We start from the raw sequence: 26,340 nt of genomic DNA, 5'->3' as shown, positions 1-26,340 counted from the left end.
GACGGGGATAGCACCAGATCAACAACTGGAATCTGCACATGCCGCATCCGCTCGACAGCTTCTTCGCGCCCGCCAGCATCGCGCTGATCGGGGCCTCGCGCGATCACGAGAAGATTCCGGGGCGGCTGCTGTCGATGCTGCGCAAGAACGATTATCCCGGCAAGATCTATCCGGTGAACCCGAACTATGCCGACATCGACGGGCTCGCCTGTTACAAATCGATCGCCGAGATCGGCGCGCCGATCGATCTCGCCGTCATCGTCATCCCGGCGCGCGCGGTACTGCCCGCGCTCGAGCAATGCGCCGTCGCCGGTGTCAAGAACGCCGTCATCATCTCTTCCGGCTTTGCCGAGGAGGGCGGCGCCAGCGCCGCGATGCAGGATGCGATCGCGGCGCTGGCGGGGCGCACCGGCATGCGGATCTCCGGCCCGAACGCCGAGGGCTTCTTCAGCCAGGTGCAGCGCGTGGCGGCCACCTTCAGTCCCGCGGTGGACGTCAAGCCGGGTGTGGTGCCGCTGGTCGCGACGCACAAGCGGATCGGCATCGTCGCGCAGAGCGGCGGCATCGGCTTTGCCTATTATCATCGCGCGCGGGCGATCGGCATCGCCGTGAGCTACGTCGTCAGCGCCGGCAACGAATCCGATCTCGGCGCCGGCGAGTTCCTGGATTATCTGGTGCAGGACACCTCGACCGACGTGATCCTGCTGTTCATCGAAGGCATCCGCGACGTCGACAAGTTTCTGGCCGCCGCGCGGCGCGCCGCCGAGGCGAGGAAGCCCGTCATCGTGACAAAAGTCGGCCGCTCCGGCGCCGGCCAGCGCGCGGCGGCCTCGCACACGGCGAGCATGGCCGGCTGGTCGGCGGCCTATGACGCGGTGTTCGCGAAATACGGTTTCATCGTCTCCAACGATCTCGACGAGGCGCTGACGATCGCGGCGCTGCTCGCCAGCAATCCGCTGCCCAAGGGCGATCGCGTCGCCGTCGTCACCGTCTCCGGCGGCGCCGGCATCTGGGGCGCGGATGCCGTGGCACTGCAGGGCTTGCAGGTGCCGGAGCTCTCCGAAACGATCCAGGCGGGGATCCGAATGCTGATGCCGTCCTACGGCACCGCGGGCAACCCGATCGACGTCACCGCGCAAGGCGTGACCTCCGGCGGATTGCAAAAGAGCGTCGATCTGCTCAGCGCCTCAGACGAGGTCGATGCGGTGCTGATCGTGCTGTCACTGTCGAGTGAGGTGCGCAAGCCGTTCGACGAGGCCGAGCTGACGCCGGTGCTGGCGGCGCAGAAGAAGCCGGTCGCATTCTATTCCTACACGGTCCCCTCCGACTTCGCGCGGCGGGAACTCGCGAAATCCGGTGTCGTGGTCCTCTCGGGTCTGACTCATGTCGGCGTTGCGCTGCGGCGGCTCGTCGACTACGCGAAATTCAATCTGCCGAAACCCGCGGACGAGACGCGGTTGCCGGTGCGCGATCTCTCTGCGCATTTGAAGCCGCAAGCATGGTCCGAGGCCGACAGCAAGACATTGCTCCGCGCCGCCGGCATCGCGCTGCCGGACGAAGTGCTGGTGACGGACAAGGCCGGGCTGGATGAAGCCGTCGCCCGCGTGGGCTTTCCGCTGGTGATGAAGATCCAGTCGCCCGACATCGCGCACAAGAGCGAGGTCGGCGGCGTGCGCGTCAACATCACCACCAAGGGCGAAGTGTTTTTGGCGTTCGAAGCGCTGCTGGACAATGCGCGCACGCAGCGGCCGGACGCGGCGATCCAGGGTGTGCTGGTTGGTCCGATGGCGAAGAAGGGCGTCGAGATCATCGTGGGAACGATGATGGACCAGACGTTTGGGCCGATGGTGATGGTCGGGCTCGGCGGCGTCACCACAGAACTGTTCCGCGATGTCGTCTATCGTCCGGCGCCGGTCGGTGCGGAGGAGGCCGGCGCAATGCTGGCGGGATTGAAGGCGGCGCCGCTGCTGAACGGTTTTCGCGGAGCGGCGAAAGCGGATGTCACAGCGATGGCGCAATTGATCGCGGATGTCTCAGTGCTCGCCGCACGGCATGCGCAGGAGATCGCGGAGATCGAGCTCAACCCGGTGCTGGTACACCCGGAGGGGCAGGGCGTGACGATCGTCGACGCGCTCGTGGTGGGAAGGAAGTAGGCGGCCACACACCTTGCTGTCGTCCTGGACAAGCGAGCGAAGCGAGCGCTGATCCAGGACCCATTACCCCATGGGGTAATTTGGCGAAGACTCGTTGTTACCAGCTTCGCGCCGCAACTTCTCCCTGGGGTAATGGGTCCTGGCTTTCGCCAGGACGACAGCGAAGGGTGTCGCAGCGCCGCGGCCGCAATCACCTTCCCTTAAAATTCGCCACGCGCCGCTCCTCCGTCGCCTTCACACCCTCCTTGAAGTCTTCCGTCGCACGCAGCCGGGTCTGCTCGGCGAGCTCGTGATTGGTCGCGGCCATCACGCGGTCGGCGAGGTCGGCGCGCATCGTGGCGCGGGTGGAGAGCAGGCCGAGCGGGGAGCATTCGGCGATCTCGCCGGCGAGCTTCATCGCGGCTGATTTCACCTGGTCCTGCGGCACCAGCTCGTTGGCGAGGCCCCACTTCAGCGCTTCTTCGCCGGTGACGCGGCGGCTGGTGTAGAACATCAGCTCGGCGTTGTTCTTGCCGATCAGCTCGGGCAGCGTCACGGTCAGGCCGAAGCCGGGATGGAAGCCGAGCTTTGTGAAGTTCGCGGAGAAGCGCGCTTCGGGGCAGGTGACGCGGAAGTCGGCCGATACCGCAAGACCGAGGCCGCCGCCGATGGCGGCGCCCTGCACGGCGGCGACGATCGGCTTCTTGGCGCGGAAGATGCGCACGGCCTGAATGTAGAGATGGTTGATCGGCCCGAGACTGTCGGCCGGATCGCCCTTGGCGGTCTTCTCAGCCTCGCGCGCTTCCTGCGCCTGCCGTGCTGGATCCTGGAAATTGGCGCCAGCGCAGAACGCTTTGCCCTGCGCCGACAAAACCGAGGCACGGATCTCGATGTCGCGGTCGAACTCGTCGAGCGCATCCGCGATCTGGTTGATCAGCGAAATGTCGAAGAAATTGAGCGGCGGACGGCGGATCTCGATGGTGCCGACGTGTCCGACCTTCTCGACGCCGATATCCTTGTACGTGGTCATTTTGTGCCTCCAGTATCTCAGTAGCGAAGAACCACCTCTCCCAGAGGAAGAGGTCGATTTGCGCCAGCAAATCGGGTGAGGGGCTCAGCTCTATCGTGGGATCCTAACCCCTCACCCGGGGCTACGCGCCGACCTCTCCCGATGGGAGAGGTGAAGGGCGCGCGCTGCCAGAGCATCGCTCTCATCCGCACTATCGAAGTCCCAGTCCGCGGGCGATGATGCCGCGCAGCACCTCGGTGGTGCCGCCCTGGATGGTGAGTTTGGGTGCGGTCTTGATGGCGAAGTCGAGCTGCCGCTCCAGCGTCTCGCGGTTGGTCGCGGTCTCCTCGACGAAGGCGGCGAGATCGCGCACGCGGTGCGGCAGCTGCTGCTCCCAGACCGTGCCGATGTCCTTGACGATCGACGCCTCCACCACCGGCTCCTTGCCGGCTTGCAGCATGCCGGCAACCGAGACCGACATGCGCCGCATGGTGTGGAGCTGCGCGACGAGGCGCCCGATGCCTTCGGCACTGCGCGTGTCCGGGTTGGGACCGATCGCGCGCACCAGCTCGGTCAGCACGTAATAGGTTTCGAGGAAGCGTTCGGGGCCCGAACGCTCATAGGCAAGTTCGGATGTCGCCTGCTTCCAGGCGCCATCGACCTCGCCGAGCACATGATCGTCGGGGATAAAGTGATCGGTGAAGACGACCTCGTTGAACTCGTACTGGCCGGTGATCTGGCCGATCGGGTTCACCTGGATGCCGGGCTGCTTCATTTTGACCAGGAATTGCGTCAGGCCGTGGCGGCGATTCTCCTTGGTCGGCGGCGACGTCCGGAAGATCGCAATCATGTAGTCCGCGATATGCGCCGACGAGGTCCAGATCTTGGTGCCGTTGATGAGATAGCCGCCGTCGGTCTTGGTCGCGCGCGTTTTCGCGGCGAACAGGTCGGAGCCGGAGTTCGGCTCGCTCATGCCGATGGCAAAGCAGATCTCGCCGCGGCAGATGCGCGGCAAAATCTCCATCTTGATGTGCTCGGGCGCGTATTTCAGCAGCACCGGCCCGCTCTGGCGATCGGCGACGAAGAAGCGCCGCGTCGGCGCATTGGCGACGCGCATCTCCTCGGTCACCACGTAGCGTTCGAGGAAAGAGCGCTCCTGGCCGCCGTATTTTTTGGGCCAGGTCATGCCGAGCCAGCCCTTGGCGCCGACCCGGCGGGAAAATTCCGGCGCGTCGGTGTCTTCGCGATTGGGCTTGTGCGGATCGAAAGTGCCGGCGGCAATTTCCTCGGCGAGGAAGGCGCGCACTTCCTTGCGCAATTGCTCACATTTTTCCGGCAGGCGGATCGGATCGAAACGGAGGGCAGCGGTCATTGTGGTCGTCCCCTGATCAGCGCGAAGCCACGAGCGGCCACAATTCATCGGCGCCGCGTCTTGCAACGAGCTTGCCGAGCTCGACGGCCCAGTGGCTTTCCGAGCCGAAATCGTCGCGCCAGGCCAGTGCCCGCAGCGAATAGCGGTGCAGGATGTGCTCCATGGTGAAGCCGATTGCGCCGTGAACCTGGTGGGCGATGCCGCCGCCTTTCTCTGCTGCTTCCGCGCAACGGATCTTTGCGGAGGCGGCTTCGAGATAGACCTCGTCGTCGAACGATTTTGCGTTCGCGATGGCATCGGCCGCCGAGGTCGCCGCTGCAAGCGCTGCGGCGGATTCACCGGCGAGGCGTGCGAGATTGTGCTGCACCGCCTGGAATTTCGAGATCTTCTTCTCGAAGGCGACGCGCTCGTTGGAATAGCGCACGGAGATATCGAGCATCGATTCCAGCGCGCCGGCGATCTGGAGACTGCGCGCGACACCGCCCATCAGCATCAAGGTAGTCTGGTCAAAACCTTTCGGAGCGGGCTTGACGGTGACGGGCTGAACCTTGTCGAGCGTGACGGTGTCGCTGTGGTCGTAGCCGACGTTGATCCCGGCTTCGATCCGCGCCTTGGCCGCATCGACCAGCGCGATGGAAATGCCGTCCTTGCCGTGCGCCAGCACCGCAAAATGCTTCGCCGCCTTGGCAAAGGGCACGCCGCGGGCGCGGCCGGAGAGCGCGCCGTCGGCATCGAGCGTGATGCGATCCTTTGGCGAGGCCGGCAGCACCGTCATCTCGCCCGCGGGCGATGCGATCTTGGCCTGCGCCAGCAGCCAGCCCGCGAGCATGGTCTCGGCCAGGGGAACGGCGACCGCAAAGCGGCCGGCAGCGTTCAGAAGCGCAAAACCGTCGGCAAGGCTGGCGCCGGAGCCGCCGAGGTCGTCAGGCACCCACGATAGCGGCAGGCCGGCCTCGCTCAGCGCCTGCCACAGCGGTGCCTGCCACGAATTCTTCTTGTCGTTGTTGATGGTTTGCGGATCGGCGAGATCAGCGAAGATTTTTTCCGCGGTCTCGACGACGATATTGTCACTCTCCGCCACAGCGTTCCCCGTGTTTTGCCATTGGCGCGTCCGCCCCGGTGGGCCGGCGCGCAGGTTCTTCTTGCGCCCGATGATCGGAAAAAGCCATGGCCCTGACAAGCGCTGATCGCAGGTCAACCTGCGGCGCAGGCATGGGCGCAAAGACCAATAGGAGGTTAATTCCGCTTAGCGGAGTTTGCTCGATTTGCAGGGCGCGGCAAACTCGCTAAACAAGGCGCCGAGATCAGAGACAGGGGAAGGAAACCAGGATGGCCAAGGATAGTTTGTGCGCAATCGTGACGGGATCGGCATCCGGCCTTGGTGCCGCGACCGCGGAAATTCTCGCGCGGAACGGGGCCCGGCTCGTCATCAACTATTCCTCGAGCCAGAAGGAAGCTGAGGCCACGGCTGAGCTCTGTCGCAAGGCCGGCGCCGCGGAAGTCTTGGTCGCGCAGGGCGACGTCTCGAAGGATGACGATTGCCGCAAGATCGTCGCGACGACGGCCGGTTGGGGCCGGCTCGACGTGCTCGTCAACAATGCCGGCACCACCAAGCACGTTGTCCATGCCGATCTCGATGGCTTGTCGGCGGAAGATTTCCAGCGCCTCTACGGTGTCAACACCATCGGTCCGTTCCAGATGGTGCGCGCGGCGCGCAGCCTGCTCGAGGCCGGCGCCAAGGCCTCGGGGCGGCCCTCCGCCGTCGTCAACGTGTCCTCGGTCGCCGGCATCAGCGGTGTCGGCTCGTCAATCGCCTATGCCGCGAGCAAGGGCGCGCTCAACACCATGACGCTGTCACTGTCGCGCGCGCTGGCGCCGCTGATCCGCGTCAACACGGTGTGCCCCGGCTATATCGACACGCCCTGGTTCACCAAGGGCCGCGGCGAGGCCGGGGCCAAGCAGGTGCGCGACAGCGTGGTGGCGAAGGTGCCGCTCAAGGTCGCCTCAAGCGCGGAAGACATCGCGCAGCTCGTCTGCTTCCTCGCAATGCCGGCCTCCAGCAACATGACCGGCGAGGTCGTGCGCATGGACGCGGGGATGCATTTGATTACGTGATTGCGTTCGCCGAGCGCGGCAAATACCGCTGTCGTCCCGGCGAAAGCCGGGACCCATAACCACGGGCCGCGATTGTAGCGCAAAGTCGGCAATTGCCAGTCTTCGCCAAACTCAGTTCGGTGGCTATGGGTCCCGGCCTTCGTGCGCAATTGCGCACTAGGCCGGGACGACACCGAGTTTGTTGATAGGTCATACCGCAAAGCGACAGCGGTCTACCCCTTGATCACGCCGCTGGCCACCAGGCGGTGCCAGATGAACAGCACCACCACCGCGCCGATGGTCGCGGTGATGAAGCCGGCGCCCTGGTCGGGGCTGTAATGGCCGATGGCCTGGCCGACGAAGGTCGCCAGAAACGCGCCGGCGATGCCGAGGATGGTGGTGAGGATGAAGCCGCTCGGATTGTTCGGCCCCGGTGCGAGCCAGCGCGCGATGAGGCCGGCGACGAAGCCGACGAGGATGATCCACAACAGGCCGCCCATGCTCATGACAGTGCTCCCCTCCCTTTGTCGACAATCAGATGCGACCCGAGAGCTCGTTCTCGGTCGGCAACCTTCCGTCCGGCGTCAAATGATCGATCACCTGCGGTAGATACTGGCTGAGGCCGGACAGCAGCTCCTCGCGTGACAGGCCGCTCTGGGCGGACAGGCTGTCGATCTGGTCGGCGCCGAGCGCGCTGGCGAGATCGCCCGGCGCAATCGGCTTGTTCTCGCCCTTGCCAACCCAGGAATTTGCGGTGTCGCCGTGTCCGCTCTGCTGGAGCTGGTTGAGGAGATCGCCGAGCCCGCCGCTGAGCACAGTGCCAGCCGCGCCGCCCGCGAGCAGGCCGCCGAGACCGCCCTTGAGCAAATCGCTGAGGCCACCGCCCGCGCCGGCGTTGACCGGCGGCGGCGCAGGCGTCGGCGACGGTTGCGGCGCCGTGCCGGATTGGTTTGCGGTCAAATGCTTGAACGCCTTCCAGGCGATCAGGCCGAGCAGCGCCATGGTCATCGGCGACATGCCGCCGGAGGATTTCTCGGAGCTCGGCGCGCTGGGCCCGCGCGGGCCGTTCTGCATGCCGTTGAGGACGTCGAGTAGACCCATGGTGCTCTCCTTTGGCGTCTCGTTCGGCGAGCGCTCGCCGCTGACAGGCTCCCCCGGGGCGAAAACATATGGGGCGGTCATGACGGTTACAAGGCGGCCGCGACGCGATGGGCAGCCGGCCTCGCCTCTGCTATCGAAGGCCGGTCATTCAGGGAGCGAGGTCAGTGGTTACGGATCGACCGATCGTGGTGGCCGGCGCCGGTGCCATCGGCTGTTTCGTCGGCGGCATGCTGGCGGCCGCGGGCCGCCGCGTCGCGCTGCTGGTGCGGCCGCGGGTGAAGACCGAGATCGAGCGGTTCGGCCTGCGGTTGACCGATTTCGACGGCTCCGAGAACAAGCTCGGTGCTGGCCAGCTCGCGTTGTCGGAGGATCCTTCGATCTTCCACAGCGCCGGCATCGTGCTGGTGACAGTGAAGAGCGCCGACACCGCCGATGTCGCGGAGCAGATCGCGCGGCATGCGCCGCACGACGCCGTTATCGTCTCGCTTCAGAACGGCATTGGCAATGTCGCGGTGCTGCGCGAGCATCTCGGCGATCGACGTGTGCTCGCCGGCATGGTGCCGTTCAACGTGATCGCGATGGGCGAGGGCCGTTTCCACCGATCGACCTCCGGCGACATCCATGTTGGTAAGGACGATGCGAACACAGCTCTCGCGCTGTCGGTGGCCCGCCTCACGGTACGCGCGAGCCGCGACATCACCGGCGTGCAATGGGGCAAGCTGATCATTAATCTGAACAATGCGCTCAGCGCGCTGTCCGACATGCCGCTCGCCGCGCAACTGGCGGACCGCGACTGGCGAAGGCTGTTCGCGGACCAGATGGCGGAGGGCCTCGCCGCGCTGAAGGCCGCCGGCATCGCGCCGGTCTCGGCAACGCCGATCCCAATGGGATGGACGCCGGCCTTGCTGCGGCTGCCCGACGTGATCTTCAACGCGATCCTGGGACGCACGATGAAGATCGATCCCGAAGCGCGCTCCTCGATGTGGCAGGACCTGAAGCACGGGCGCAAGACCGAGATCGACTATCTCCAGGGCGCCGTCATCGCGCTGGCCGAGCAAAGCAATGTGGATGTGCCGCTGATGCGCCGCATTGTTGCGCTGATCAAGGAAGCCGAAGCCGCGGGCAAGGGGCCGCCCGGGCTGACGCCGCAGCAGATTCGGGGGGCAGCGTGAGTGAAGGAGGAGCGCGATGAAGCGTTGTTTGGCGGTCGGGATCGCGCTGGCTGCGCTCTGCGGCGCATCGACGCTCGCTCATGCAAGACCGCCGACGGTCGTGAACTCTCCAGGCTATGACGCGCGATTGCAGGAGAGCCGCAAGGCGCTGAGCGCTTCGCCAACGGCAGCGGCGCCCGCGAGTGCGTCGGTGGCCAAACCGAAGCGGAGCAAGAAGAAGCACGCGAATTGACGCCAGCCTCGGCGCAACAACCTCCGCTGTCGTCCCGGCGAAGGCCGGGACCCATTACCCCAGGGAGTAGTTGGGGCGCGAGACTGGTCACCACGAGTCTTCGCCAAACTCAATTTGGTGGTTATGGGTCCCGGCCTTCGCCGGGACGACTGCGGAGTGTGGCGACAGCGTTACAAAAACAGCGAAACTCAGCCCTTCTTCGCCGGCTTGGTCGGCGTTGGATTGAACAACTTCTTCAAATCGTTCAAGCTTTCCGACAGCCGCGGCCATTCGCAGGAGAAGGAGCCCTTGGTGCAGGGCGCGCCCTTTCGCTGGCCGACATTCTGCTGCACTTTCGGCCGCTGGACCGGGACGGGCACGCGCTCGATGTCGGTTCGCAGCGCGACCTGGTGGAACTGCTGTACCTGTTGTTCCTGCTGCTCGCGCTGCTGACGCGCGGTGGCCTGGGCCGCTTCATTAATGCGGCGCTGGTTGGCGAGATAGGCGGTGTAGGCTGCGTCGATCTTCTTCTGCTCTTCCGGGGTCGGATTCGGCCCGGCGATGTCGAAGGTGCGATCCTGGAGGAAGTCGTAATAGGAATAGCCGCCGCCAGCCTTGCGGCGGCCGGCGAATTTCGCGTTGCAGTCGGCAAGCGCCGCGGTCTTCTCGGCCTTTGTCGAGGATTTTTCAGCGGCGTCGGCGCATTCCTCGAAGTCGACGGGCGCGCGCTTCCACCATTGGGCCTGGGCATGCGGCAAGGTCAGCAGAAAAAATCCTGCTGCGGCAACGAGAAGCGCCGCACGACGCGATGCAACTACGACCGACATTCTACGAGAGCATTCCTTGCAAAACTCAACCCGCCCCGAGTCGAGTCGGATTTTTGCCTCTTTATCGCCGGCTTGTCACCCATGGAACCCGGGAATTTCATGGCTGGGCTGCTGACATTTTTTGCTTGACGTGGCGCGCGAGTCACAGCCGCGCGCAGATGATGTGCTTAGACTTTTATCGATTTGACTTCGAAGGGGAATGTCCGTCATGCGAGCGTTGGCCGGTCTCGTCGCAATCGCGCTGGTGCTGATTTGCGGCCATGCCTTCGCGGCGGACGAAGCGGCGCCCAACCGCAAGCCGGTGAGGGCGATTGCGGACGCGCGGCTCGCGGTCGGCGCCCAGGGCATTCTGCCGCTCTACCTCTCCAGCGACTGGTCGATGCCGCTGCCGGCGATCTCGCGCGCGATCATCGTGCTGCATGGACGGCTGCGCAATGCCGACGAATATTATCTGTCAGCCCACACCGCGCAGGTCGCAGCGGGCGACGACGGCAAGCGCGCGCTCATGATCGTGCCGCAGTTCTTGGCGGAGATCGACGTCGAGGCCCACAAGCTGCCGGCAGATATGCTGCGCTGGTCGCTGGAGGGATGGGAGGGCGGGGACGCCGCGCTGGCGCCCAATCCGGTCTCCTCGTTCGAGGCGCTCGATGCGATCATGGCAAAGCTCGCCGACCGGCGCATCTTCCCGAACCTGAAGCAGGTCGTGGTCGCCGGCCATTCCGGCGGCGGCCAGGTCGCGCAGCGCTACGCCATCGCCGGCAAGGGCGAAGCGATGCTGTCGCGCCAGCACATCGATGTCCGCTACGTCGTCGCCAACCCGTCGTCCTATGCCTATTTCAGCGCCGAGCGGCCGGTGCCCGCCATCGCCGCCTCCTGTCCGGGCTACAACAATTGGAAATACGGCATGGATGAGCGGCCGCCCTATCTTGCGAACGTCACGCCGGCTGCGCTCGAACAACGCTATGTCGAGCGCGAGGTGATCTATCTGCTCGGCACCCTCGACACCAATCCGGAGCATCCCGCGCTCGACAAGAGCTGCATGGCGAAGGCGCAAGGGGCCACGCGCTACGCCCGCGGTCACGCCTATGCGGAGACGATGGCCAAGCGCAACCACGGCACGCCCAATCACCGGGTCTGGGACGTCGCGGGCGTCGGCCACGACGCCGACAAGATGCTGACCTCGACATGCGGGCTTGCGGCGCTGTTCGATAGTCCGGGCTGCGGCGCGGAGCGCTGATGTGCATGCGTTGAAGGCTTGCGTCTTGAAGGCTCGTCTCCGGCTGTTACACTTCGCACCGTGAACGCCTCATCGTGAGGCGGCGCCAAGAAGACGAAGTGGAAACGCCTGATGCTGCTGCCCCTGTCCGACGTGCCGCGCTGGTACGCTGAACGCAAACCACACGGCACGATCGCCGTTCGTCATGGGCAGGATACGCTGACATGGGATGAACTCGAGCGTGGCGCCAACCGGCGCGCGCAGGCGTTCATGGCCAGGGGCGTCAAGCCCGGTGACTTCGTCGCGATCGGATTGCCCAACGGCAACGCGTTCTTCGAGACGTCCTTTGCGGTGTGGAAGTGCGGGGCGACGCCGACCTCGCTGTCGTGGCGGCTACCGCGCGGCGAAGCCGCCGCGGTGCTCGACATCCTCAAGCCGGCGCTGGTGGTCGGCGGCGAGGCTGATTGGAACGCGCCGAACCGCCTGCCCGCGGATTTCGTGCCGCAAGGTTTTTCGGACGAGCCGCTCAATCCGCCGGTGGCGCGTTATTGGAAGGCCATGACCTCGGGCGGCTCGACCGGCCGGCCGAAGGTGATCCTCGATCACCATCCGGCGGTGACCGACACGGTGGCCGCGCCGCCGCTCAACATTCCGTTCGGGGTCTCGTTGCTCAATCCCGGTCCGCTCTATCACAATGCGCCGTTCATCGTGTCGCACTACGCGCTGTTCACGGGCGGCCAGCTCACCGGCCTCGTCAAGTTCGACGCCGAGGAGACGCTGCGGCAGATCGAACGCGAGCGCGTGCAATGGGTCAATTTCGTGCCGACCATGATGCACCGGATCTGGGCGCTGCCGGAGAGCGTGCGCAATGCCTACGATCTCTCGAGTCTTCAGACGGTCTTCCACATGGCAGCTCCGATGCCGCCCTGGCTGAAGGAGAACTGGATCGCCTGGCTCGGGCCTGACAGGATCTGGGAGCTCTATGGCGGGACCGAGCGCCAGGGCTCCTGCATCATCTCCGGTGCGGAATGGCTGACGCACAAGGGCTCGGTCGGCAAGATCGGCGACATGGCGAAGCTTCGCATCATCGGCGAGGACGGCAACGACGTCGCGCCGGGCGAGACCGGCGAGATCTATTTCCTCAACAATGACGGCAAGGACGCCACCTATCACTATCTCGGCGCCGAGCCGAAGCGCCGCGCCGACGGCTGGGAATCGCTCGGCGATATCGGCCGGCTGGATGCGGAAGGCTATCTCTATCTCGGCGACCGCCTCGCCGACATGGTGCTGCGCGGCGGCGCCAACATCTATCCGGCCGAGGTCGAGGCCGCCGTCTCCGCCTGCCCCGGCGTGCGCTCCTGCGTCGTGGTGGGATTGCCCGATCCGGAATTGGGCCAGCGCGTGCATGCCATCATCGAGCCGGAGCCGGACGCGGACGGCCAGGCCATCGCTGATGGCATGGCGGAGTTTTTGAGGGACAGGCTCAGCCGCTACAAGCATCCGGAGAGCTTCGAGATCGTCAGCACCCCGCCGCGCGATGATTCCGGAAAAGTCCGCCGCACCCTGTTGCGCGACGAGCGCGCGGCGTGGATGAAGGAGGGGCGCGCCTTCCGGATTTGGCCGGCCAAGGCGCGAGCGCACGCCGACTGAGACACATCACGGAAGGACTGACGAGATGACCATCACCATCGCTGCCAACGGCGTGCCGAAGCCGCCCGCCGACATCATCGAGGGCTTCCGCGGTGCGCCGACCTCGGTCATTTCAGACAATCTCGCCCGGTTGCCGGGCGCGGTGGGGCTGAAGCCGTATCACCGCGGCGGCAAGCTGGTGGGGACGGCCTTCACGGTGCGTACCCGTCCCGGCGACAATCTCGCCATCCATCGCGCGCTCGAGCTGGTCGGTCCCGGCGACGTCATCGTGGTCGACGGCGGCGGCGACGAGACGCGAGCCCTGGTCGGCGAGATCATGAAGAACATTGCGCAGTGGCGCAAAGCCGAGGGCTATGTCATCGACGGCGCGATCCGCGATGTTGCGGCGTTCGCGGCCGATGACTTTCCCTGCTACGCCCGCGCCGTGATCCACCGCGGCCCCTACAAGAACGGTCCCGGCGAGATCAACGTGCCGGTGGCGATCGGCGGCAGCGTGATTGCACCCGGCGACATCGTCGTCGGCGACGAGGACGGCGTGGTGTCGTTTCCCGCCGCGGGCGCCGCCGCGCTGCTGGAAGCCGTCCGCGCCCAGGTCGCGCGCGAGGAGGAAACATTGAAGGCGATCCGCGAGGGACGCTATCAGGGCTCGTATGGAAAATCCTGATCAGGCGAGAACGAAGGGGAGGATGGCGTGAGCCAGAAGGACGAATTCCATAACATTGATAATCCCAGCGACGGCTTGTTTCGCGAGCTCGCGGCGGGAGTGACCACGCGCATCTTCTCGGGCGAGCAGGCGATGCTGTCGGTGGTGACGCTGGCGCCGCATGCGCAGGGCACGCTGCATCATCATCCCGAGGAGCAATGGGGTGTGTTGCTCGACGGCTCCGCCGTCCGCGTCCAGGGCGACGAGGAGATCCCGGTGAAGAAGGGCGATTTCTGGCGCACGCCTGGCAATGTGCCGCACACCATGCGCGCCGGCCCCGACGGCGCCCGCGTGCTGGACATCTTCAGCCCGCCGCGGCCAGAATACAGAAAACCGGGGTCGGGCTTCGGGACGACCTAAGCGCTTCGCGCTTAGGTTATTTTCTTGAGCATGATCTTTCGGAAAACCGCTGCACACTTTGCGCTAACGCGGCCCTTCGAGTCCGGATCATGCTCTAGCGCCAAAGAGCAAAAGCGGGGCGCAAAGATCAAAGGGAGGGGACCATGACGATCACACGACGCACGCTCTTGGCCGCGCCGGCCATTCTCGCAATGGCGCCGGCAGCGGCGCAGGCCGGAAAGATCACGCTGGTGGTGCCGTTCCCGCCGGGCGGATCGACCGACGCCATGGCGCGGCTGTTGCAGTCCAACCTGCAAACCAAGCTTGGCCGCATCGTCGTGGTCGAGAACAAGTCGGGCGCCGCCGGCGCGCTCGGTGCGGCACAGGTCGCCAAGAGCCCGGCGGACGGCTCGACGTTCCTGGTGACATTCGATTCCCACGCGGTGATCCCGGCCATCCTCGACAAGCCGCCGGTCGATGTTGAGCGCGAGCTGATGCCGGTGCTGCTGATCGGCACCGCGCCTTACGTGATCGCCGCCGGCGCGGGCCGTCCCTACAAGAGCTTTGCCGACGTGGTCGCCGCCTGCAAGGCGACGCCCGGCGCGGTCAAATACGCTTCCGTCGGCATCGGCACGCTCGGCCATCTCGCCATGACCGTGCTCGGCAGCAAGGCCGGGGTCGAGATCATGCACGTGCCCTATCGCGGCGGCGGCCCGGCCATGAACGACGTGCTCGGCGGTCATGTCGATCTGATCGCAGGATCGGCGGCGCTGGTCGCGGCCCAGCTCGGCACCAACATGCTGCGCCCGATCCTGCAGCTCGGCCGCGAGCGGCTGCAGGCCTTGCCGGATACGCCGACCGCGATCGAGGCCGGCTTTCCGGATTTCGAGACGCTGGCCTGGTGGGGCATCTTCGCGCCGGCGGGCACGCCGCCCGACATCGTCTCGGCCATGGCGACGGCGTCCAGGGAGATCCTGAGCGAGCCCGCGACCGCCGCTCAACTCAAGGACACGCAGCACATGACCTTGCTGCTCGAGGGCGGCGCCGCATTCAAGACCTTCTTCGACAAGCAGGTCGCCTATTGGGGCAAGGTGGTCAGGGACAACAATATCAGGGCGTAGCCGACCGCCGTTTCACGGCCGGCGCAGGGGGCGCGCGAAGCTGAGCTCATGGCCGTCGGGGTCGGTGAGATGGAAATAACGTTCGCCCCATTCCGCATCGCGCGGCGTGGTCGACGGCTGCCATCCGGCGGCGCGCGCCTGCGCAAAGGTCGCATCGACATCGGCGACATAGAAGATGATGCGGTCCCACCAGGACCAGCGCTTGTCGTCCGGCTGTGCCGTCAGGTTGAGATAGCCGGTCCCGGCGCGAAAGCTGGTAAATGCAGCGGCTTCGCCGCCATGGAGGAGCTCGAACCCCAGCGAACGATAGAAGTGCACAGCACGCGCCATATCATGCGTGCCGAGCGTGATGGCGCTGATGCTTTCGATCATGTGGGCTGCTCCGCAGAGAGGGATCCGGGAGGAGATTGTACAGCCGCCTCGCTTCCCTTGACGACAACCCGGCCCGCGATGCGGCTGGCGAACGGCATCCTGCTCTGCTAAGAGGGGACCGAACCCGCAACGTTCGGGTTCCGCGGTCCCGTAGCTCAGCCGGATAGAGCGACGGTTTCCTAAACCGTAGGTCGGAAGTTCGAGTCTTCCCGGGATCGCCATAATCTCAGATACTTAACGTATTGCTCGCCAGATGCTGGGTGGGCTCGCGCGCATATTCCCTATCTTTTAGTTTCGCCCTCGCGTTCGCTTGCTGTGACCCTGCGGGGGCCAATTGCAACGCAACATCATCCGACTAGCGCGAAAATAGCGCCGGGTCTATCGTGCTCGCTCTGCGGTTGAATATCTGGACGCCTGTTCATAGCGAAACAGCCCGCAATCATTTCCGCGAACTCGCTCATCATCATTCTTTTTGGAAAGTTCTGGCGGTGATCAAGCAGAAGTCAAATAGCCGCGGCGGGATCGGGCCGCGTTCATTTCTGGACGACAATAGAGAGTTCGAGCGCTGGCTGCGTTCCCAATGCAAGGTCGTCGAGCGCGACCTCGACGAAAAGCACAAAAAGATGAAGGACGACCCGTTCGTCTTCCTTCGTGCAACCTTCTTCCGCTGGGCCAGGTCTATCGAAGCGCTCTGCCCGGAGTTGACGGACGCGCCGCGCGTGCCGTCCGTGGGGGACACCCATATCGAAAATTTCGGGACTTGGCGCGACGCGGAGGGACGCCTCGTCTGGGGCGTCAACGATTTCGACGAGGCCGCGAGCATTGCCTATCCCTTCGACCTCGTGCGCCTTGCGACAAGCGCCCGGCTCGCGCCAAAGGCCAAGAAAAAGAAGGCGAGGGCCATGACCCACGTCGGCAATGGTGACGCCGCAAAGGCGATTCTCGATGGTTACAAGAAGGGTCTCAAACAACCGCGGCCCTCGCTCCTGGATGAGCAGGCGAGCTGGATGCGCGCTTACGTGACATGCACCGACGACGAACGCCATGAGTTCTGGGGCGACGTGGAGAAATATCCGCGAGCGAAGCCACCGTCTGCTGTTGCCGCAACACTCCGCAAGAAATTACCGCCCGATGCCGCATTCGATCGCTTCGCGACGCGCGTGGCAGGTGTCGGCAGCTTGGGCCGGCCGCGATTCCTCGCCATTGCCGATTGGTGCGGCGGCCAAATCGTCAGGGAAGCTAAGGCGCTGGTGCCGTCGGCCTGGGATTGGGCGCATGATCGGAAAGGCAAGCTGCGCTTTCTCGACCTCGCAAAAGGTTCGTATCGAGCTCCCGATCCACACCTCGTGCTCGAACGCCAAAATGGCTTCGTGATCCGGCGCCTTGCGCCCGACTCCCGCAAGATCAATCTCGGGGATCACGCGAACATGAGCCTGGAGCTCGATCTGCTCAACGTCATGGGCTTTGACATCGGCGCCATTCACGCCGCGACGGCAGGCGCATCGACCACGATCGCCGCAGACCTGATTAAACGCGACAACGATTGGCTGCATGCTGCTGCAAAGGCCGCCGCCGCATTCGTCGAAGATGATTTCAAGGAGTGGCGCAGGCACGGTTGACCGGCGAGCGGCGGGCTCCGATCACCTCCGCGCTTTGCCCGGTTGGTGCAAGATTTGCTACAAGATTTGCTATAGGCAGGACGGCGACTAAGGTCGCACGGCTGCCATCTGCAATGCCTGCCCACAATTCCGGAGACCATGATGCCTTTCGACTTGATCCTGCGCGGCGGCCGTGTGGTCGATCCGTCCCAGAAGCTCGACGCCGTGACCGACGTCGCCTTTGCCGGCGGCAAGGTCGCGGCGGTCGGCGGCGGGCTCAAGGCCGATCCGGGCACCGAGGTCCGCGACGTCTCGCGGTTCATCGTCACGCCGGGGCTGATCGATCTCCATACCCACGTTTACTGGGGCGGCACCTCGCTCGGCATCGATGCCGAGGAATTTTGCCGCCTCTCCGGCGTCACCACGGCGATCGACACCGGCAGTGCAGGGCCGGGCAATTTCGCCGGCTTCCGCAAGCATGTGATCGAGCCGAGCCAGGTCCGCATCCTCGCTTACCTGCACGTCTCGCATGCCGGCATCTTCGGCTTCTCGCACCGGATCATGGTCGGCGAGAGCGAGGAGCTGCGGCTGATGAATCCGGTCGATGCGGCGAAGGTTGCCGATGCCAACCGCGACCTCATCGTCGGCATCAAGGTGCGCGTGGGCCTGCATTCGTCGGGCACGTCGGGGACCGTGCCGCTCGACATTGCGCTGGAAGTTGCCGACGAGGTCGGCATGCCCCTGATGGCGCATATCGATCATCCGCCGCCGAGCTATGAGGACGTGCTGGCGCGCCTGCGTCCCGGCGACGTGCTCACCCACGCGTTCCGGCCCTTCCCCAACACGCCGGCGACCGCGCAGGGCACGGTGAAGAAGGCGGTGCTGGATGCGCGCGAGCGCGGCGTGCTGTTCGACATCGGCCACGGCAAGGGTTCGTTCGCGTTCAAGACCGCGCGCGCCATGCTCGCCAACGGCTTCTATCCGGACACGATCTCATCCGACATCCACATGCTGTGCATCGACGGTCCCGCCTACGACCAGGTCACGACCATGTCGAAATTCCTGTGCATGGGCATGGAGCTGCCGGATGTGATCGCGGCCTCGACGGTGAATGCGGCGATGGCGTTGCGGCGCCCCGAGCTCGGCAGCCTCAAGCCGGGCAGCGTCGGCGACGCCACGCTGATCTCGGTCAAGCAGGGCCAGTTCGATTACGAGGACGTCGTCGGCGAGCACCTGATCGGCGACCGCAAGATCGTCTCCGAAGGCGTCGTGATCGGCGGCCGCTGGTGGCATCCGAATTGATGATCGCTAGCCCTGCTCGCGATAGAATTGGAGCAGGCGCGCGCCCGCGGGCGAGAGCCACTCGGGCGCACCGGTGATGTAGCCCTCGACGCGGCCGCTCATTCCGACGAGATAGGTGATGGGCATGCCGACAAGCGAGAACATCGCGGTGGATGCTTCGGCCGCTGTGCCATAGGCATCGACATAGCAGGCGAGGTTTTGCACGGCGAGGCCGCCAAGGAATGTGCGGATCTTGCGCAGGTCTTTGGTGTCCGTGCAGATCGCAACGATGTCGAGCCGGTCAGGCCGTGATGCCGCCAGACTTGCGAGCATGGGTAGATCGAGCCGGCAGGCTGCGCACCAGGTGGCCCAGAAGTTCACCAATGTGATGTGGCCCGGCTTGGCCGTCACGACGGCGTCCCGACCGTGCGGGTCCTGAAGCCTGAGCTGTGGCATCGGCGCGCGGGGCCGCACCACAGTAAATTGGCTGCGGCCGGCCTCGAACACTGGCGGCCAGCTGTCCTGGGCGTGACCTGCGCGCAGGAAAGCGAGACAGGCCGGCGCGGCCATCAGGATCGATCGTCGCGACAGCACTGAGCCTCCTTCGCGCGCCGCCTCACGCATGGATATAGGCCCAGTCCTTCAGCTGCAGATCGACCACGCGTCCGATGCCGAATGGGACGAGGCTCGCGCCTGCTATCAGCGGGATCGAGACCTGCTCCTTGGCCTCCGCAATCGCCTTGGACGAGGCGCACATGCTGTAGGTGAGGTTCGGCAGCGACTGCCGCAGCGTCGCGAGCGGCTCGACCAGGGGAGTCTTGTCGGCCCGGAAGACGTCGATGCCCTTGCCGTTGGCGACGACCTCGATCAGCAATCTCGCGCCCCTCTCGGCAAAATGCTTGGAGAGATTGGCGGAATAGCTGATCGCGTGACCCATGACGTAGGGCTCGTTGCTGTCGATCAGGATCACGACGCCGTCGGCGAGACGATCCTCCTTGGCCGCGGCGGGGCCGCCGGCCGTGAGGATTGATGCGCCGGCGAGCAGCCCCCTGCGGGACCATCCGTTGGCTGAAATCATGGCTGTGGCGACCGGTCAGAAATGACGCGGTGCGATCGGAGCCTTGCTGTTGCGTCCCCACAGCACGAACAGGCTGAGCGCCAGCAGGACGACGTTGAGCGGCGCGATCGGAGCCTCGCCGCGCGAGAGGTGGAAGACCAGCGCGAACACCTGCAGCACGGAACAGCCGAGCGCGGCCAGCACGGTCAGCCGCGGCAGGATCCGTGTCAGGGCTGGCAGCAGAATGCCGATGCCGCCGGCGAGATCGACCAGCGCGACGAAGCGGACGAAGGGCTCGGAATACTGGCCTGCCCAAGGCATCATCGCCGCAAGCTGGAGAATGGGTGTCGTCAGCTTGACCAGCCCCGCCGAGATAAAGACGAAGGCGAGGAGGACCTGCGCGACCCAGAGGCCGATGCGCAAGGCGCGGCCGGGGGCGGCGGTCTCGAAGGTGGTGGTGGACATGGTGGTTCTCCAGGGATGTGAGGGTCGCCACCATTTGATAGTTTCACCATTTTTGATCATTATCCGTTCCAGGATTGGTTCATTTCCTGGATATTGATGATCTCGTGGACAACCTGGTCAGCATGAGGGTGTTTTGCCTGGTCGCCGAGCTGAAGAGCTTTGCGACTGCGGCGCAGCGGCTGCGCATCTCGCCCGCGATGGCGAGCAAGCATGTGATGCAGCTCGAAAAGCGGCTCGGCACCCGGCTGTTGAACCGGACCAGCCGGCGCGTCAGCCTGAGCGAAAGTGGCGCACTCTATTTCGAGCAGGCGCGGCAGATGCTCGACTCGCTCGACGAGGTCGAGGCCGCCGTCAGCAAGGCGACCGTTGTTCCGCGCGGCACGCTGCGGCTGACCGCGCCGGTGTGGATGGCGAACGCGATCTTTGCCGGCGTGCTGGCAGACTATCAGGCGCGCTATCCGGACGTGCGCCTCGATGTCGATCTCAGCGGACGGCTGGTCAATCTGGTCGAGGAGGGAATCGACCTCGCCCTGCGCGCGACCGGCGCGCCCGACGAGGCGCTAATCGCGCGGCCCATCACCAAAGTCCCGTTCTATTTGGTTGCAGCCCCTGCGTTTCTCAAACGCGCAGGCCGCCCGACGACCTTTGCCGATCTCTCCGGCCAGGCGCTGTTGCACTACGCGCTTTATCCCGGCGAGAGCTTCTCCTTCCAGGGCGAGCACGGCCCCGAGACCGTCAAGCTCAATCCGGTGCTGCGCAGCGCCAACGAAACGCTGCTGCACATGGCCGCGCTGGAGGGCATGGGCCTCGCCTTCCTGCCGAAATGGCTGGTCACTGATGACATCGCCGCCGGACGTCTCGAGCACCTCATGTCCGAGCAGGTCATTTTCGAGGGAAAGCTGTTCGCGGTGTATCCGAGCCGCAAATATCTCTCAGCGAAAGTGCGGACCTTCATCGACTTCATCGCCGCCGACAAGCGGATGAAGTAGCCGGACCGGCGCACGCGATGAATGGAGCTACAGCGGCTTGATCATCATAGCGACCTTGCGATCAACAGCTTCATGATTTCGTTGGTGCCGCCGTAGATCTTCTGAATGCGGGAATCGATGAAGATGCGGGAGATCGGATATTCCTGCATGTAGCCGTAGCCACCGAACAGCTGGAGGCATTCGTCGGCGGTCTCGACCTGCTTCTCCGAGCACCAATATTTCGCCATCGACGCCGTGACCGTGTCGAGATCTTTTGCGATCAGACGCTCGATGCACCAGTCGACGAAGACGCGGGCGATCATCGCCTCGGTCTTGCGCTCGGCGAGGGTGAAGGCGGTGTTCTGGAAGTCCATCAGCGGCTTGCCGAAGGCTTTGCGCTCCTTGGTGTAGTCGGTGGTGAGCTTGATCGCGCGCTCCATCGCGGCAACGGCGCCGACCGCGAGCGCAAGGCGCTCCTGCGGCAATTGCTGCATCAGCTGCACAAAGCCCTGGCCTTCCTCCTTGCCGAGCAGGTTTTCCGGCGGCACGGTCACGTTGTCGAAGAACAGTTCCGACGTGTCGGAGGCGTGCAGGCCGATCTTGTCGAGATTGCGCCCGCGCTTGTAGCCGTCCGCGCCGGCGGTCTCGACCACGATCAGCGAAATGCCCTTGGCACCAGCATCGCCGGTGCGTGCGACCACGATGACGAGATCGGCGGCCTGGCCGTTGGTGATGAACGTCTTCTGGCCGTTGATGACGTAGGAATTGCCCTGCTTCTTCGCCGTGGTCTTCACGGCCTGCAAATCCGAGCCGGTGCCGGGCTCGGTCATGGCGATGGCGCCGACCATCTCGCCCGAGGCCATCTTCGGCAGCCAGCGCTTCTTCTGCTCCTCCGAGCCGTAATTGAGGATGTAGTGCGCGACGATGGCGCTGTGCACGGAGACGCCTGTCGTCAGCTCCGGCACCGTGCTCTCGAGATCGTCCAGCACTGCCGCATCATAGGCGAAGGTGGCGCCCAGCCCGCCATATTCCTCCGGCACGCTCGCTAGCAGCGCGCCCATCTCGCCGAGCCCGCGCCAGGCGAAACGGTCGACCATCTTCTGCTCGCGCCATTTTTCGGCGTGCGGCGCCAGGTCCTTGGCAAGGTATTTCCGGAACTGGTCGCGGAAGATTTCGAGCTCTTCGGTCATCCAGGAGGAGCGGTAGGACATGGAAACCTCGATCGGTGATGTCGCGCCTTGCGACAGCCAGCGTGTCAGGCCTGCCACAACGGCTGGCACGGGCGCAAGGCTGCTCCTCTTGGTACGTCATTCGAGCTCGCCGCGAATTGTGTTTTCAGGCTGCGCCCGATCTAGCCGCCATGTGCGGTCTTGCCGCCGTCGATGATGAACTGACCGCCAGTCGTGTAGGGATGATCGTCGGAGGCCAGCACGAGCGCGAACGCGGCGATCTCCTCGGGCGTTGCCACGCGCTGCAAGCCCGGAACATTGGATTTGGCCCATTGCGCGATGCCGACGTGCCAGGCTGCATCGGGCAGATTCTCCATGCCGGCGAGCCGGCGAATCATCGGCGTGTCGGTGGTGCCGGGAACCAGCGTGTTGATGCGGATGCCATGCTTTGCGTAGTCGAGTGCCGCGGCCTGGACCAGGCCGACCAACCCGCGCTTGGCTGCCGAATAGGCCGAGCGTTTGGCTGTCGTGGCAATGGCGTTCGACGATGCCGTGACGACGATCGCGCCGCCTTTCTCCAGCATGTGAGGGATCTCATACTTCATCGACAGAAATACGCCGCGCAGGTCGGTGCTGATCACGTCGTCGAATTCGGCCGCGCTGTATTCGTGAAGGGGACGCTCGATGGAAATGCCGGCATTGTTGAAGGCGACGTCGAGCCGTCCGTAGCGTTCGATCGTCTTGTCGACCAGCGCCTTGATCTCGGCCTCGTCGCGGACGTCGGCGCGAACGAAGACCGCGTCGCCGCCGGCCTCGCGCACCTCGTTCTCCACCTGTTTGCCGCGCTCGGCGTTGCGGCCGCAGAAGGCGATCTGGCCGCCTTCGGCCGCGAACATCAGCGTCGCGGCGCGGCCGATGCCGGAGGTGCCGCCCGTGACGATGACGACCTTGCCCTCGAATCGGCGCTTGCCGCTGGGCTTCTGCTGCGGCAGCGCTGCGCCCTGGCCGAGCGCCACGCCGCCGGCGAGGCCACCGACGGCGCTCGCGAGCATGCCGAGCGCGGCGCCTCCGACCAGATGACGCCGCTTTACGGGACTACTTGGGGTGATATCCTGCATTTCGGTCATTTCGAACTCCGGGGCCACCTATCTAAACAGTGTTAAGATAGATATGCCGCAATCTGAACAGTGTCAAGTTACATGAAGAAACACGCCAAGCGCGGTGCCGGCGCGACGCGGCCAAAGCCGGAGCCCGGTTATCATCACGGTGAATTGCAGGAGGCGTTGATCGCTGCGAGCGAAGCCATTCTTGCCGAGCAGGGTGCCGAGGGTTTCACGCTGCGCGAAGCCGCGCGCCGCGCCGGGGTTTCGCCGGCTGCCCCGTCGCATCATTTCGGCAACGCGCAGGGGCTTCTCACCGAAGTCGCGATCCGCGGTTACGACGCGCTTGCCGGTGCTTTGCGCGAGGCGGCATCCGGCAAGCACGGTGCGCGCGACAAGCTCCATGCTCAGGGACTTGCTTATGTCGATTTTGCGCTGACACATCCCGGCCGGTTCCAGATGATGTTTGCGAACAAGCGCCTCGTGGCAGACGATGCGCGTTTGAGGCAGGCGAGCAGGGCCGCCGGTCACGCGTTCGAGATCGTCGTCGCCGAGCTGGTCGGCGGCACCGCGAAGGAGGCGAAGACAGCGGCTGCGGCGGCCTGGTCCACCGTTCACGGCTTTGCCAAGCTTGCGCTCGAGGAGAAATTCGGCTCTGTGAAGAACGAGGCCGGACGCCGCGAGATCATGATGACCCTCGACCAAGTCCTGAACTATCTATGGCCGGCGAGCGGTATGCGCCATTGAGCGAGGGCCTGACGACGTCATGACAAGCAAGACGACCGAGCTCAAGCTCGACATTGAACGCATCGGCACGGTCTCCGCAATCTTGACGCTGCCGGCCCACGCGCGCGCCTGCTACGTCCTTGCGCATGGCGCGGGTGCGGACATGCGGCATTCCTTCATGGAGAAGGTCGCGGCGGGCCTTGCGGAGCGCGGCATTGCGACATTCCGCTTCAATTTCCCCTACATGGAGGAGAAGAAGGGGCGTCCCGACCAGCCGGCCGTCGCGCACGCCGCCATCCGCGCGGCGGTCGCTGAGGCGGCACGGCTCTGTTCCGGTCTCAAGCTTGTGGCGGGCGGAAAATCGTTCGGCGGGCGCATGACATCACAGGCGCAGTCCAAGGCTGCATTAGCTGATGTCAAAGGGCTCGCCTTCCTCGGCTTCCCCTTGCACGCCGACAAGAAGCCGTCCTCCGAGCGCGCCGAGCACCTCGCCGGCATCGCTATTCCCATGCTGTTCTTGCAAGGCACGCGCGATGGGCTTGCCGATCTGAGCTATCTCAAGCCTGTCGTCGAGAAGCTCGGCCCGAAGGCGACGCTGCATCAGGTCGAAGCCGGCGACCATTCGTTTGCGGTGCTAAAGAAGTCCGGCCGTACCAATGATGAGGCGCTCACCGAGGTGCTGGACGCGCTGGCGGCCTGGATCGACGGGCTCGCCTGAATCTCAGGCCGAGTAAAGCCCCTTGTCGCGCGCCTTCTGGATCGCGAGCGCGGCGATCAGGTCGAGCGTCGGCGTCGACAGCCCGGCGGTGCGCGCGAAGGCAGCGGGCGCCTTCACCAGCACGTCGATCTCCATGGCGCGGCCGAGCTCGTAGTCCTGCAGCAGCGACGGCTTGTGGTTGGGGGCGGGGCCGCTCCGGGTCACGCGTTTGACCTCGGGAATGAAATGCTGGGCGATGTCGTTGGCCTCGTTCAGCATGCGCGGAATGACTTCAGTGAAGGCGGGGTCGTCGCGCACGCCGCGCGCGGTCTGGCCGGTGAGCAGGCACAGCACCGACAGCGACATGTTAGTCAGCAGCTTTGACCAGATCGCCTCGCGGATCTCGGCCACCGGCGGCGATTCCAGCCGGGCATCGTTGAAGACGCCGCGCAGCTTGGTGATGCGCTCGCAATTGCGGTCGTCGCATTCCCCGATCAGCAGGCGGTTGCGGTCCGGCGTCAGGTTCTGCACCACGCCGGGCGCGATCACCTCGTTGGAGGAGAAGACGACGCCGCCGACGATCCGTTCCTTCGGGATGCAGGCACGCAACCGACCGCCGGGATCGAGAAAGGAAATGTCGGGCGGGCCCGGATGCCGCGGCGGCAGGCCGATGCCGTACCACCAGGGAATGCCGTTTTGCGCGAACACGATCGCGGTGTCGTCCTGGAGCAGCGGCTTGATGCTGGAGACCAGCCCCTGAAGCGCTGTGGCCTTCAGCGTCGAGATCACGACGTCTTGGGGACCGAGCTGGGCCGGATCGCCTGACGCGTTCACCTTGGCGCTGACCTCGGAATCGCCGACGCGCAGCTTGAGGCCGCCTGCGCGAGCCGCCTCCAGATGCGCCCCCCGCATCACGCACGAGACCTCATGGCCGGCGCGTGCGAGCCGGACCGCAATGTGGCTGCCGACGGCGCCCGCGCCGAAAATGCAGATGCGCATGTGATGTCCCGTCCTGATCCCTTGGTGCCATCAGCCGCCAGCATGACACAAGCCGCCATGCGATGGACGCGGCCGCCCTACGCCGGAAAGATATGGATCAAGGCAAGCAGCCTCGGTCATAGTGCAGGGCAAACAAACCGACCGGAGGAGCGCCGATGACTGCCAGCCCCGTTCTGTGGACCCTTGATCAGCGCGGCGTCGCGACCGTCACCTTGAACCGTCCCGAGGTCAACAACGCCTATGACGGCGCGCTGATCGCGGGCGTGCTCGCGGCCATGGACGATCTCGGCAACAAGCCGAACTTGCGCGTCGTCGTGCTCCGGGGCAATGGCAAGCATTTCCAGGCCGGCGCCGACCTCAAATGGATCAACGGCGTGCGGCCGCAATCGACTGAAGCGAACGAGGCGGCGTCGCGAGCGACCTTCGAGGCCGTGCAGCGGCTCAACACACTGCCGGTTCCGACGGTCGCGCTGGTGCAGGGCGGCTGTTTTGGTGGCGGCACCGGCGTGATCGCGGCCTGCGATGTCGTCATCGCGGCCGAAAACGCCCTATTCTCGATCACCGAGGTGCGCTGGGGCCTGACCGCGGCGATCATCATCCCCCAGCTTTGCGACGCCATCGGCGTGCGCCAGGTCCGCCGGTACGCCCTGACCGGCGAGCGCTTCGGCGCCGAGGACGCCCGCCGCATCGGCCTCGTTCACGAGGTGGTGCCGCTCGCCGATCTCGAAGTCGCCGGCGCCAAGGTGGTCGAGCAACTGCTCGCCAACGGGCCGGAGGCGATGGCCGAGACCAAGCGGCTCGCGCTGGAGAGCTCGTTCGGCGGCATGGCGGTGGACGATGCCGCGTACACGCGGCTCGTACACCTGCATTCGGTCAAGCGCCAGAGCGTCGAGGCGGCGGAAGGGTTGGCGTCGTTTGCCGAGAAGCGAGCGGCGAATTGGGGCGGCGGCAAAGGTTAGGC

General features: G+C 65.2%; 28 protein-coding genes and 1 tRNA gene. 16 read left to right on the top strand and 13 right to left on the bottom strand.

What is annotated here, in order from left to right:
* Window positions 1-38: 38 nt before the first annotated feature.
* Window positions 39-2,153 (top strand): acetate--CoA ligase family protein, encoded by a 2,115-nt coding sequence (locus ACR9YP_RS03150; RefSeq protein ID WP_438104079.1) that lies wholly within the window; start codon window positions 39-41, stop codon window positions 2,151-2,153.
* Between the two features lie 190 nt (window positions 2,154-2,343).
* Here the strand turns inward: ACR9YP_RS03150 and ACR9YP_RS03145 are convergent, their stop codons facing one another.
* From ACR9YP_RS03145 to ACR9YP_RS03135, 3 genes are all read right to left on the bottom strand, one after another.
* The gene (locus ACR9YP_RS03145; protein WP_438104081.1) at window positions 2,344-3,162 is read right to left on the bottom strand and encodes an enoyl-CoA hydratase/isomerase family protein; all 819 of its coding nucleotides are present in this window, start codon (window positions 3,160-3,162) and stop codon (window positions 2,344-2,346) included.
* Window positions 3,163-3,352: 190 nt separating this feature from the next.
* Window positions 3,353-4,513 carry an acyl-CoA dehydrogenase family protein gene (locus tag ACR9YP_RS03140; RefSeq protein ID WP_128940312.1) on the bottom strand — a complete coding sequence of 387 codons (1,161 nt, stop codon included), beginning with the start codon at window positions 4,511-4,513 and terminating at the stop codon, window positions 3,353-3,355.
* 16 nt (window positions 4,514-4,529) lie between these two features.
* Window positions 4,530-5,594, bottom strand: coding sequence for an acyl-CoA dehydrogenase family protein (locus ACR9YP_RS03135; RefSeq protein ID WP_438104083.1), 1,065 nt, complete (start codon window positions 5,592-5,594; stop codon window positions 4,530-4,532).
* Window positions 5,595-5,842: 248 nt separating this feature from the next.
* Between ACR9YP_RS03135 and ACR9YP_RS03130 the strand changes: the two genes are divergently transcribed.
* Entirely contained in the window at window positions 5,843-6,628 is a 786-nt protein-coding gene (locus ACR9YP_RS03130) for an SDR family NAD(P)-dependent oxidoreductase (protein ID WP_438104085.1), read from the top strand.
* 212 nt (window positions 6,629-6,840) lie between these two features.
* On the opposite strand, the gene ACR9YP_RS03125 is transcribed toward ACR9YP_RS03130, so the two are convergent.
* Window positions 6,841-7,113, bottom strand: coding sequence for a GlsB/YeaQ/YmgE family stress response membrane protein (locus ACR9YP_RS03125; protein WP_197962173.1), 273 nt, complete (start codon window positions 7,111-7,113; stop codon window positions 6,841-6,843).
* A 28-nt stretch (window positions 7,114-7,141) separates the two neighbouring features.
* The gene (locus ACR9YP_RS03120; RefSeq protein ID WP_438104086.1) at window positions 7,142-7,708 is read right to left on the bottom strand and encodes a YidB family protein; all 567 of its coding nucleotides are present in this window, start codon (window positions 7,706-7,708) and stop codon (window positions 7,142-7,144) included.
* A gap of 164 nt (window positions 7,709-7,872) precedes the next feature.
* Between ACR9YP_RS03120 and ACR9YP_RS03115 the strand changes: the two genes are divergently transcribed.
* The gene (locus ACR9YP_RS03115; protein ID WP_474218997.1) at window positions 7,873-8,880 is read left to right on the top strand and encodes a 2-dehydropantoate 2-reductase; all 1,008 of its coding nucleotides are present in this window, start codon (window positions 7,873-7,875) and stop codon (window positions 8,878-8,880) included.
* Window positions 8,881-8,896: 16 nt separating this feature from the next.
* Window positions 8,897-9,112 carry a hypothetical protein gene (locus tag ACR9YP_RS03110; protein WP_438104089.1) on the top strand — a complete coding sequence of 72 codons (216 nt, stop codon included), beginning with the start codon at window positions 8,897-8,899 and terminating at the stop codon, window positions 9,110-9,112.
* A 188-nt stretch (window positions 9,113-9,300) separates the two neighbouring features.
* On the opposite strand, the gene ACR9YP_RS03105 is transcribed toward ACR9YP_RS03110, so the two are convergent.
* The gene (locus tag ACR9YP_RS03105; RefSeq protein WP_474218996.1) at window positions 9,301-9,918 is read right to left on the bottom strand and encodes a hypothetical protein; all 618 of its coding nucleotides are present in this window, start codon (window positions 9,916-9,918) and stop codon (window positions 9,301-9,303) included.
* Between the two features lie 208 nt (window positions 9,919-10,126).
* Between ACR9YP_RS03105 and ACR9YP_RS03100 the strand changes: the two genes are divergently transcribed.
* From ACR9YP_RS03100 to ACR9YP_RS03080, 5 genes are all read left to right on the top strand, one after another.
* Complete coding sequence (locus ACR9YP_RS03100) at window positions 10,127-11,155, top strand: alpha/beta hydrolase (RefSeq protein ID WP_438104090.1); 1,029 nt, start codon at window positions 10,127-10,129, stop codon at window positions 11,153-11,155.
* 111 nt (window positions 11,156-11,266) lie between these two features.
* Window positions 11,267-12,784, top strand: a complete 1,518-nt coding sequence (locus ACR9YP_RS03095) for an AMP-binding protein (RefSeq protein WP_474218995.1) — start codon at window positions 11,267-11,269, stop codon at window positions 12,782-12,784.
* Window positions 12,785-12,809: 25 nt separating this feature from the next.
* Window positions 12,810-13,448: an RraA family protein gene (locus ACR9YP_RS03090; protein ID WP_438104092.1), complete on the top strand. Its 639-nt coding sequence runs from the start codon at window positions 12,810-12,812 to the stop codon at window positions 13,446-13,448.
* A 27-nt stretch (window positions 13,449-13,475) separates the two neighbouring features.
* A complete protein-coding gene (locus tag ACR9YP_RS03085) occupies window positions 13,476-13,847 on the top strand; it encodes a cupin domain-containing protein (RefSeq protein ID WP_130213649.1) in 372 nt (123 codons plus the stop codon).
* Window positions 13,848-13,990: 143 nt separating this feature from the next.
* Entirely contained in the window at window positions 13,991-14,947 is a 957-nt protein-coding gene (locus ACR9YP_RS03080; RefSeq protein ID WP_438104094.1) for a tripartite tricarboxylate transporter substrate-binding protein, read from the top strand.
* Window positions 14,948-14,959: 12 nt separating this feature from the next.
* Here ACR9YP_RS03080 and ACR9YP_RS03075 read toward each other — a convergent pair whose 3' ends face one another.
* Window positions 14,960-15,319, bottom strand: coding sequence for a VOC family protein (locus ACR9YP_RS03075; RefSeq protein ID WP_438104096.1), 360 nt, complete (start codon window positions 15,317-15,319; stop codon window positions 14,960-14,962).
* Between the two features lie 144 nt (window positions 15,320-15,463).
* Between ACR9YP_RS03075 and ACR9YP_RS03070 the strand changes: the two genes are divergently transcribed.
* From ACR9YP_RS03070 to ACR9YP_RS03060, 3 genes are all read left to right on the top strand, one after another.
* Window positions 15,464-15,540, top strand: a tRNA-Arg gene (locus ACR9YP_RS03070).
* 162 nt (window positions 15,541-15,702) lie between these two features.
* Window positions 15,703-16,938: a DUF2252 family protein gene (locus ACR9YP_RS03065; RefSeq protein ID WP_474218993.1), complete on the top strand. Its 1,236-nt coding sequence runs from the start codon at window positions 15,703-15,705 to the stop codon at window positions 16,936-16,938.
* 141 nt (window positions 16,939-17,079) lie between these two features.
* Window positions 17,080-18,219: an amidohydrolase/deacetylase family metallohydrolase gene (locus tag ACR9YP_RS03060; protein ID WP_438110499.1), complete on the top strand. Its 1,140-nt coding sequence runs from the start codon at window positions 17,080-17,082 to the stop codon at window positions 18,217-18,219.
* A gap of 6 nt (window positions 18,220-18,225) precedes the next feature.
* On the opposite strand, the gene ACR9YP_RS03055 is transcribed toward ACR9YP_RS03060, so the two are convergent.
* From ACR9YP_RS03055 to ACR9YP_RS03045, 3 genes are read right to left on the bottom strand one after another with little or no spacing between them, the layout of a single operon-like run.
* Window positions 18,226-18,822 carry a TlpA family protein disulfide reductase gene (locus ACR9YP_RS03055; RefSeq protein ID WP_438104099.1) on the bottom strand — a complete coding sequence of 199 codons (597 nt, stop codon included), beginning with the start codon at window positions 18,820-18,822 and terminating at the stop codon, window positions 18,226-18,228.
* Entirely contained in the window at window positions 18,815-19,276 is a 462-nt protein-coding gene (locus ACR9YP_RS03050; protein WP_474218991.1) for a DsrE family protein, read from the bottom strand. Before ACR9YP_RS03050 ends, ACR9YP_RS03055 begins: the two co-directional genes overlap by 8 nt.
* Window positions 19,277-19,291: 15 nt before the next feature.
* Complete coding sequence (locus tag ACR9YP_RS03045) at window positions 19,292-19,720, bottom strand: DoxX family protein (protein WP_474218990.1); 429 nt, start codon at window positions 19,718-19,720, stop codon at window positions 19,292-19,294.
* Between the two features lie 104 nt (window positions 19,721-19,824).
* On the opposite strand from ACR9YP_RS03045, the gene ACR9YP_RS03040 reads away from it, so the two are divergent.
* A complete protein-coding gene (locus tag ACR9YP_RS03040; protein ID WP_438104105.1) occupies window positions 19,825-20,709 on the top strand; it encodes a LysR family transcriptional regulator in 885 nt (294 codons plus the stop codon).
* 44 nt (window positions 20,710-20,753) lie between these two features.
* Here the strand turns inward: ACR9YP_RS03040 and ACR9YP_RS03035 are convergent, their stop codons facing one another.
* Window positions 20,754-21,899, bottom strand: a complete 1,146-nt coding sequence (locus tag ACR9YP_RS03035; RefSeq protein ID WP_438104107.1) for an acyl-CoA dehydrogenase family protein — start codon at window positions 21,897-21,899, stop codon at window positions 20,754-20,756.
* Between the two features lie 140 nt (window positions 21,900-22,039).
* The gene (locus ACR9YP_RS03030; protein WP_438104109.1) at window positions 22,040-22,984 is read right to left on the bottom strand and encodes an SDR family NAD(P)-dependent oxidoreductase; all 945 of its coding nucleotides are present in this window, start codon (window positions 22,982-22,984) and stop codon (window positions 22,040-22,042) included.
* Window positions 22,985-23,056: 72 nt separating this feature from the next.
* Between ACR9YP_RS03030 and ACR9YP_RS03025 the strand changes: the two genes are divergently transcribed.
* Window positions 23,057-23,704, top strand: a complete 648-nt coding sequence (locus ACR9YP_RS03025) for a TetR/AcrR family transcriptional regulator (RefSeq protein ID WP_438104111.1) — start codon at window positions 23,057-23,059, stop codon at window positions 23,702-23,704.
* Between the two features lie 19 nt (window positions 23,705-23,723).
* The gene (locus ACR9YP_RS03020; RefSeq protein ID WP_438104113.1) at window positions 23,724-24,401 is read left to right on the top strand and encodes an alpha/beta hydrolase family protein; all 678 of its coding nucleotides are present in this window, start codon (window positions 23,724-23,726) and stop codon (window positions 24,399-24,401) included.
* Window positions 24,402-24,404: 3 nt separating this feature from the next.
* Here the strand turns inward: ACR9YP_RS03020 and ACR9YP_RS03015 are convergent, their stop codons facing one another.
* Window positions 24,405-25,379 (bottom strand): ketopantoate reductase family protein, encoded by a 975-nt coding sequence (locus ACR9YP_RS03015; protein WP_438104115.1) that lies wholly within the window; start codon window positions 25,377-25,379, stop codon window positions 24,405-24,407.
* Window positions 25,380-25,534: 155 nt separating this feature from the next.
* On the opposite strand from ACR9YP_RS03015, the gene ACR9YP_RS03010 reads away from it, so the two are divergent.
* Window positions 25,535-26,338, top strand: a complete 804-nt coding sequence (locus ACR9YP_RS03010) for an enoyl-CoA hydratase-related protein (RefSeq protein WP_438104116.1) — start codon at window positions 25,535-25,537, stop codon at window positions 26,336-26,338.
* Window positions 26,339-26,340 lie beyond the last annotated feature (2 nt).

This window comes from Bradyrhizobium sp. BR14999, assembly GCF_056106085.1.
Note: the sequence above shows the minus strand (reverse complement) of the source record. Positions and strands in the feature narration are given on the sequence as shown.

Coding starts and splice junctions, on each gene's coding strand:
- ACR9YP_RS03050 (WP_474218991.1), bottom strand. CDS start 19,276: ATGATTTCAGCCAACGGATGGTCCCGCAGGGGGCTGCTCGCCGGCGCA.
- ACR9YP_RS03105 (WP_474218996.1), bottom strand. CDS start 9,918: ATGTCGGTCGTAGTTGCATCGCGTCGTGCGGCGCTTCTCGTTGCCGCA.
- ACR9YP_RS03030 (WP_438104109.1), bottom strand. CDS start 22,984: ATGACCGAAATGCAGGATATCACCCCAAGTAGTCCCGTAAAGCGGCGT.
- ACR9YP_RS03080 (WP_438104094.1), top strand. CDS start 13,991: ATGACGATCACACGACGCACGCTCTTGGCCGCGCCGGCCATTCTCGCA.
- ACR9YP_RS03090 (WP_438104092.1), top strand. CDS start 12,810: ATGACCATCACCATCGCTGCCAACGGCGTGCCGAAGCCGCCCGCCGAC.
- ACR9YP_RS03150 (WP_438104079.1), top strand. CDS start 39: ATGCCGCATCCGCTCGACAGCTTCTTCGCGCCCGCCAGCATCGCGCTG.
- ACR9YP_RS03100 (WP_438104090.1), top strand. CDS start 10,127: ATGCGAGCGTTGGCCGGTCTCGTCGCAATCGCGCTGGTGCTGATTTGC.
- ACR9YP_RS03055 (WP_438104099.1), bottom strand. CDS start 18,822: ATGCGTGAGGCGGCGCGCGAAGGAGGCTCAGTGCTGTCGCGACGATCG.
- ACR9YP_RS03010 (WP_438104116.1), top strand. CDS start 25,535: ATGACTGCCAGCCCCGTTCTGTGGACCCTTGATCAGCGCGGCGTCGCG.
- ACR9YP_RS03145 (WP_438104081.1), bottom strand. CDS start 3,162: ATGACCACGTACAAGGATATCGGCGTCGAGAAGGTCGGACACGTCGGC.
- ACR9YP_RS03140 (WP_128940312.1), bottom strand. CDS start 4,513: ATGACCGCTGCCCTCCGTTTCGATCCGATCCGCCTGCCGGAAAAATGT.
- ACR9YP_RS03130 (WP_438104085.1), top strand. CDS start 5,843: ATGGCCAAGGATAGTTTGTGCGCAATCGTGACGGGATCGGCATCCGGC.
- ACR9YP_RS03020 (WP_438104113.1), top strand. CDS start 23,724: ATGACAAGCAAGACGACCGAGCTCAAGCTCGACATTGAACGCATCGGC.
- ACR9YP_RS03060 (WP_438110499.1), top strand. CDS start 17,080: ATGCCTTTCGACTTGATCCTGCGCGGCGGCCGTGTGGTCGATCCGTCC.
- ACR9YP_RS03110 (WP_438104089.1), top strand. CDS start 8,897: ATGAAGCGTTGTTTGGCGGTCGGGATCGCGCTGGCTGCGCTCTGCGGC.
- ACR9YP_RS03025 (WP_438104111.1), top strand. CDS start 23,057: ATGAAGAAACACGCCAAGCGCGGTGCCGGCGCGACGCGGCCAAAGCCG.
- ACR9YP_RS03125 (WP_197962173.1), bottom strand. CDS start 7,113: ATGAGCATGGGCGGCCTGTTGTGGATCATCCTCGTCGGCTTCGTCGCC.
- ACR9YP_RS03035 (WP_438104107.1), bottom strand. CDS start 21,899: ATGTCCTACCGCTCCTCCTGGATGACCGAAGAGCTCGAAATCTTCCGC.
- ACR9YP_RS03120 (WP_438104086.1), bottom strand. CDS start 7,708: ATGGGTCTACTCGACGTCCTCAACGGCATGCAGAACGGCCCGCGCGGG.
- ACR9YP_RS03095 (WP_474218995.1), top strand. CDS start 11,267: ATGCTGCTGCCCCTGTCCGACGTGCCGCGCTGGTACGCTGAACGCAAA.
- ACR9YP_RS03075 (WP_438104096.1), bottom strand. CDS start 15,319: ATGATCGAAAGCATCAGCGCCATCACGCTCGGCACGCATGATATGGCG.
- ACR9YP_RS03015 (WP_438104115.1), bottom strand. CDS start 25,379: ATGCGCATCTGCATTTTCGGCGCGGGCGCCGTCGGCAGCCACATTGCG.
- ACR9YP_RS03045 (WP_474218990.1), bottom strand. CDS start 19,720: ATGTCCACCACCACCTTCGAGACCGCCGCCCCCGGCCGCGCCTTGCGC.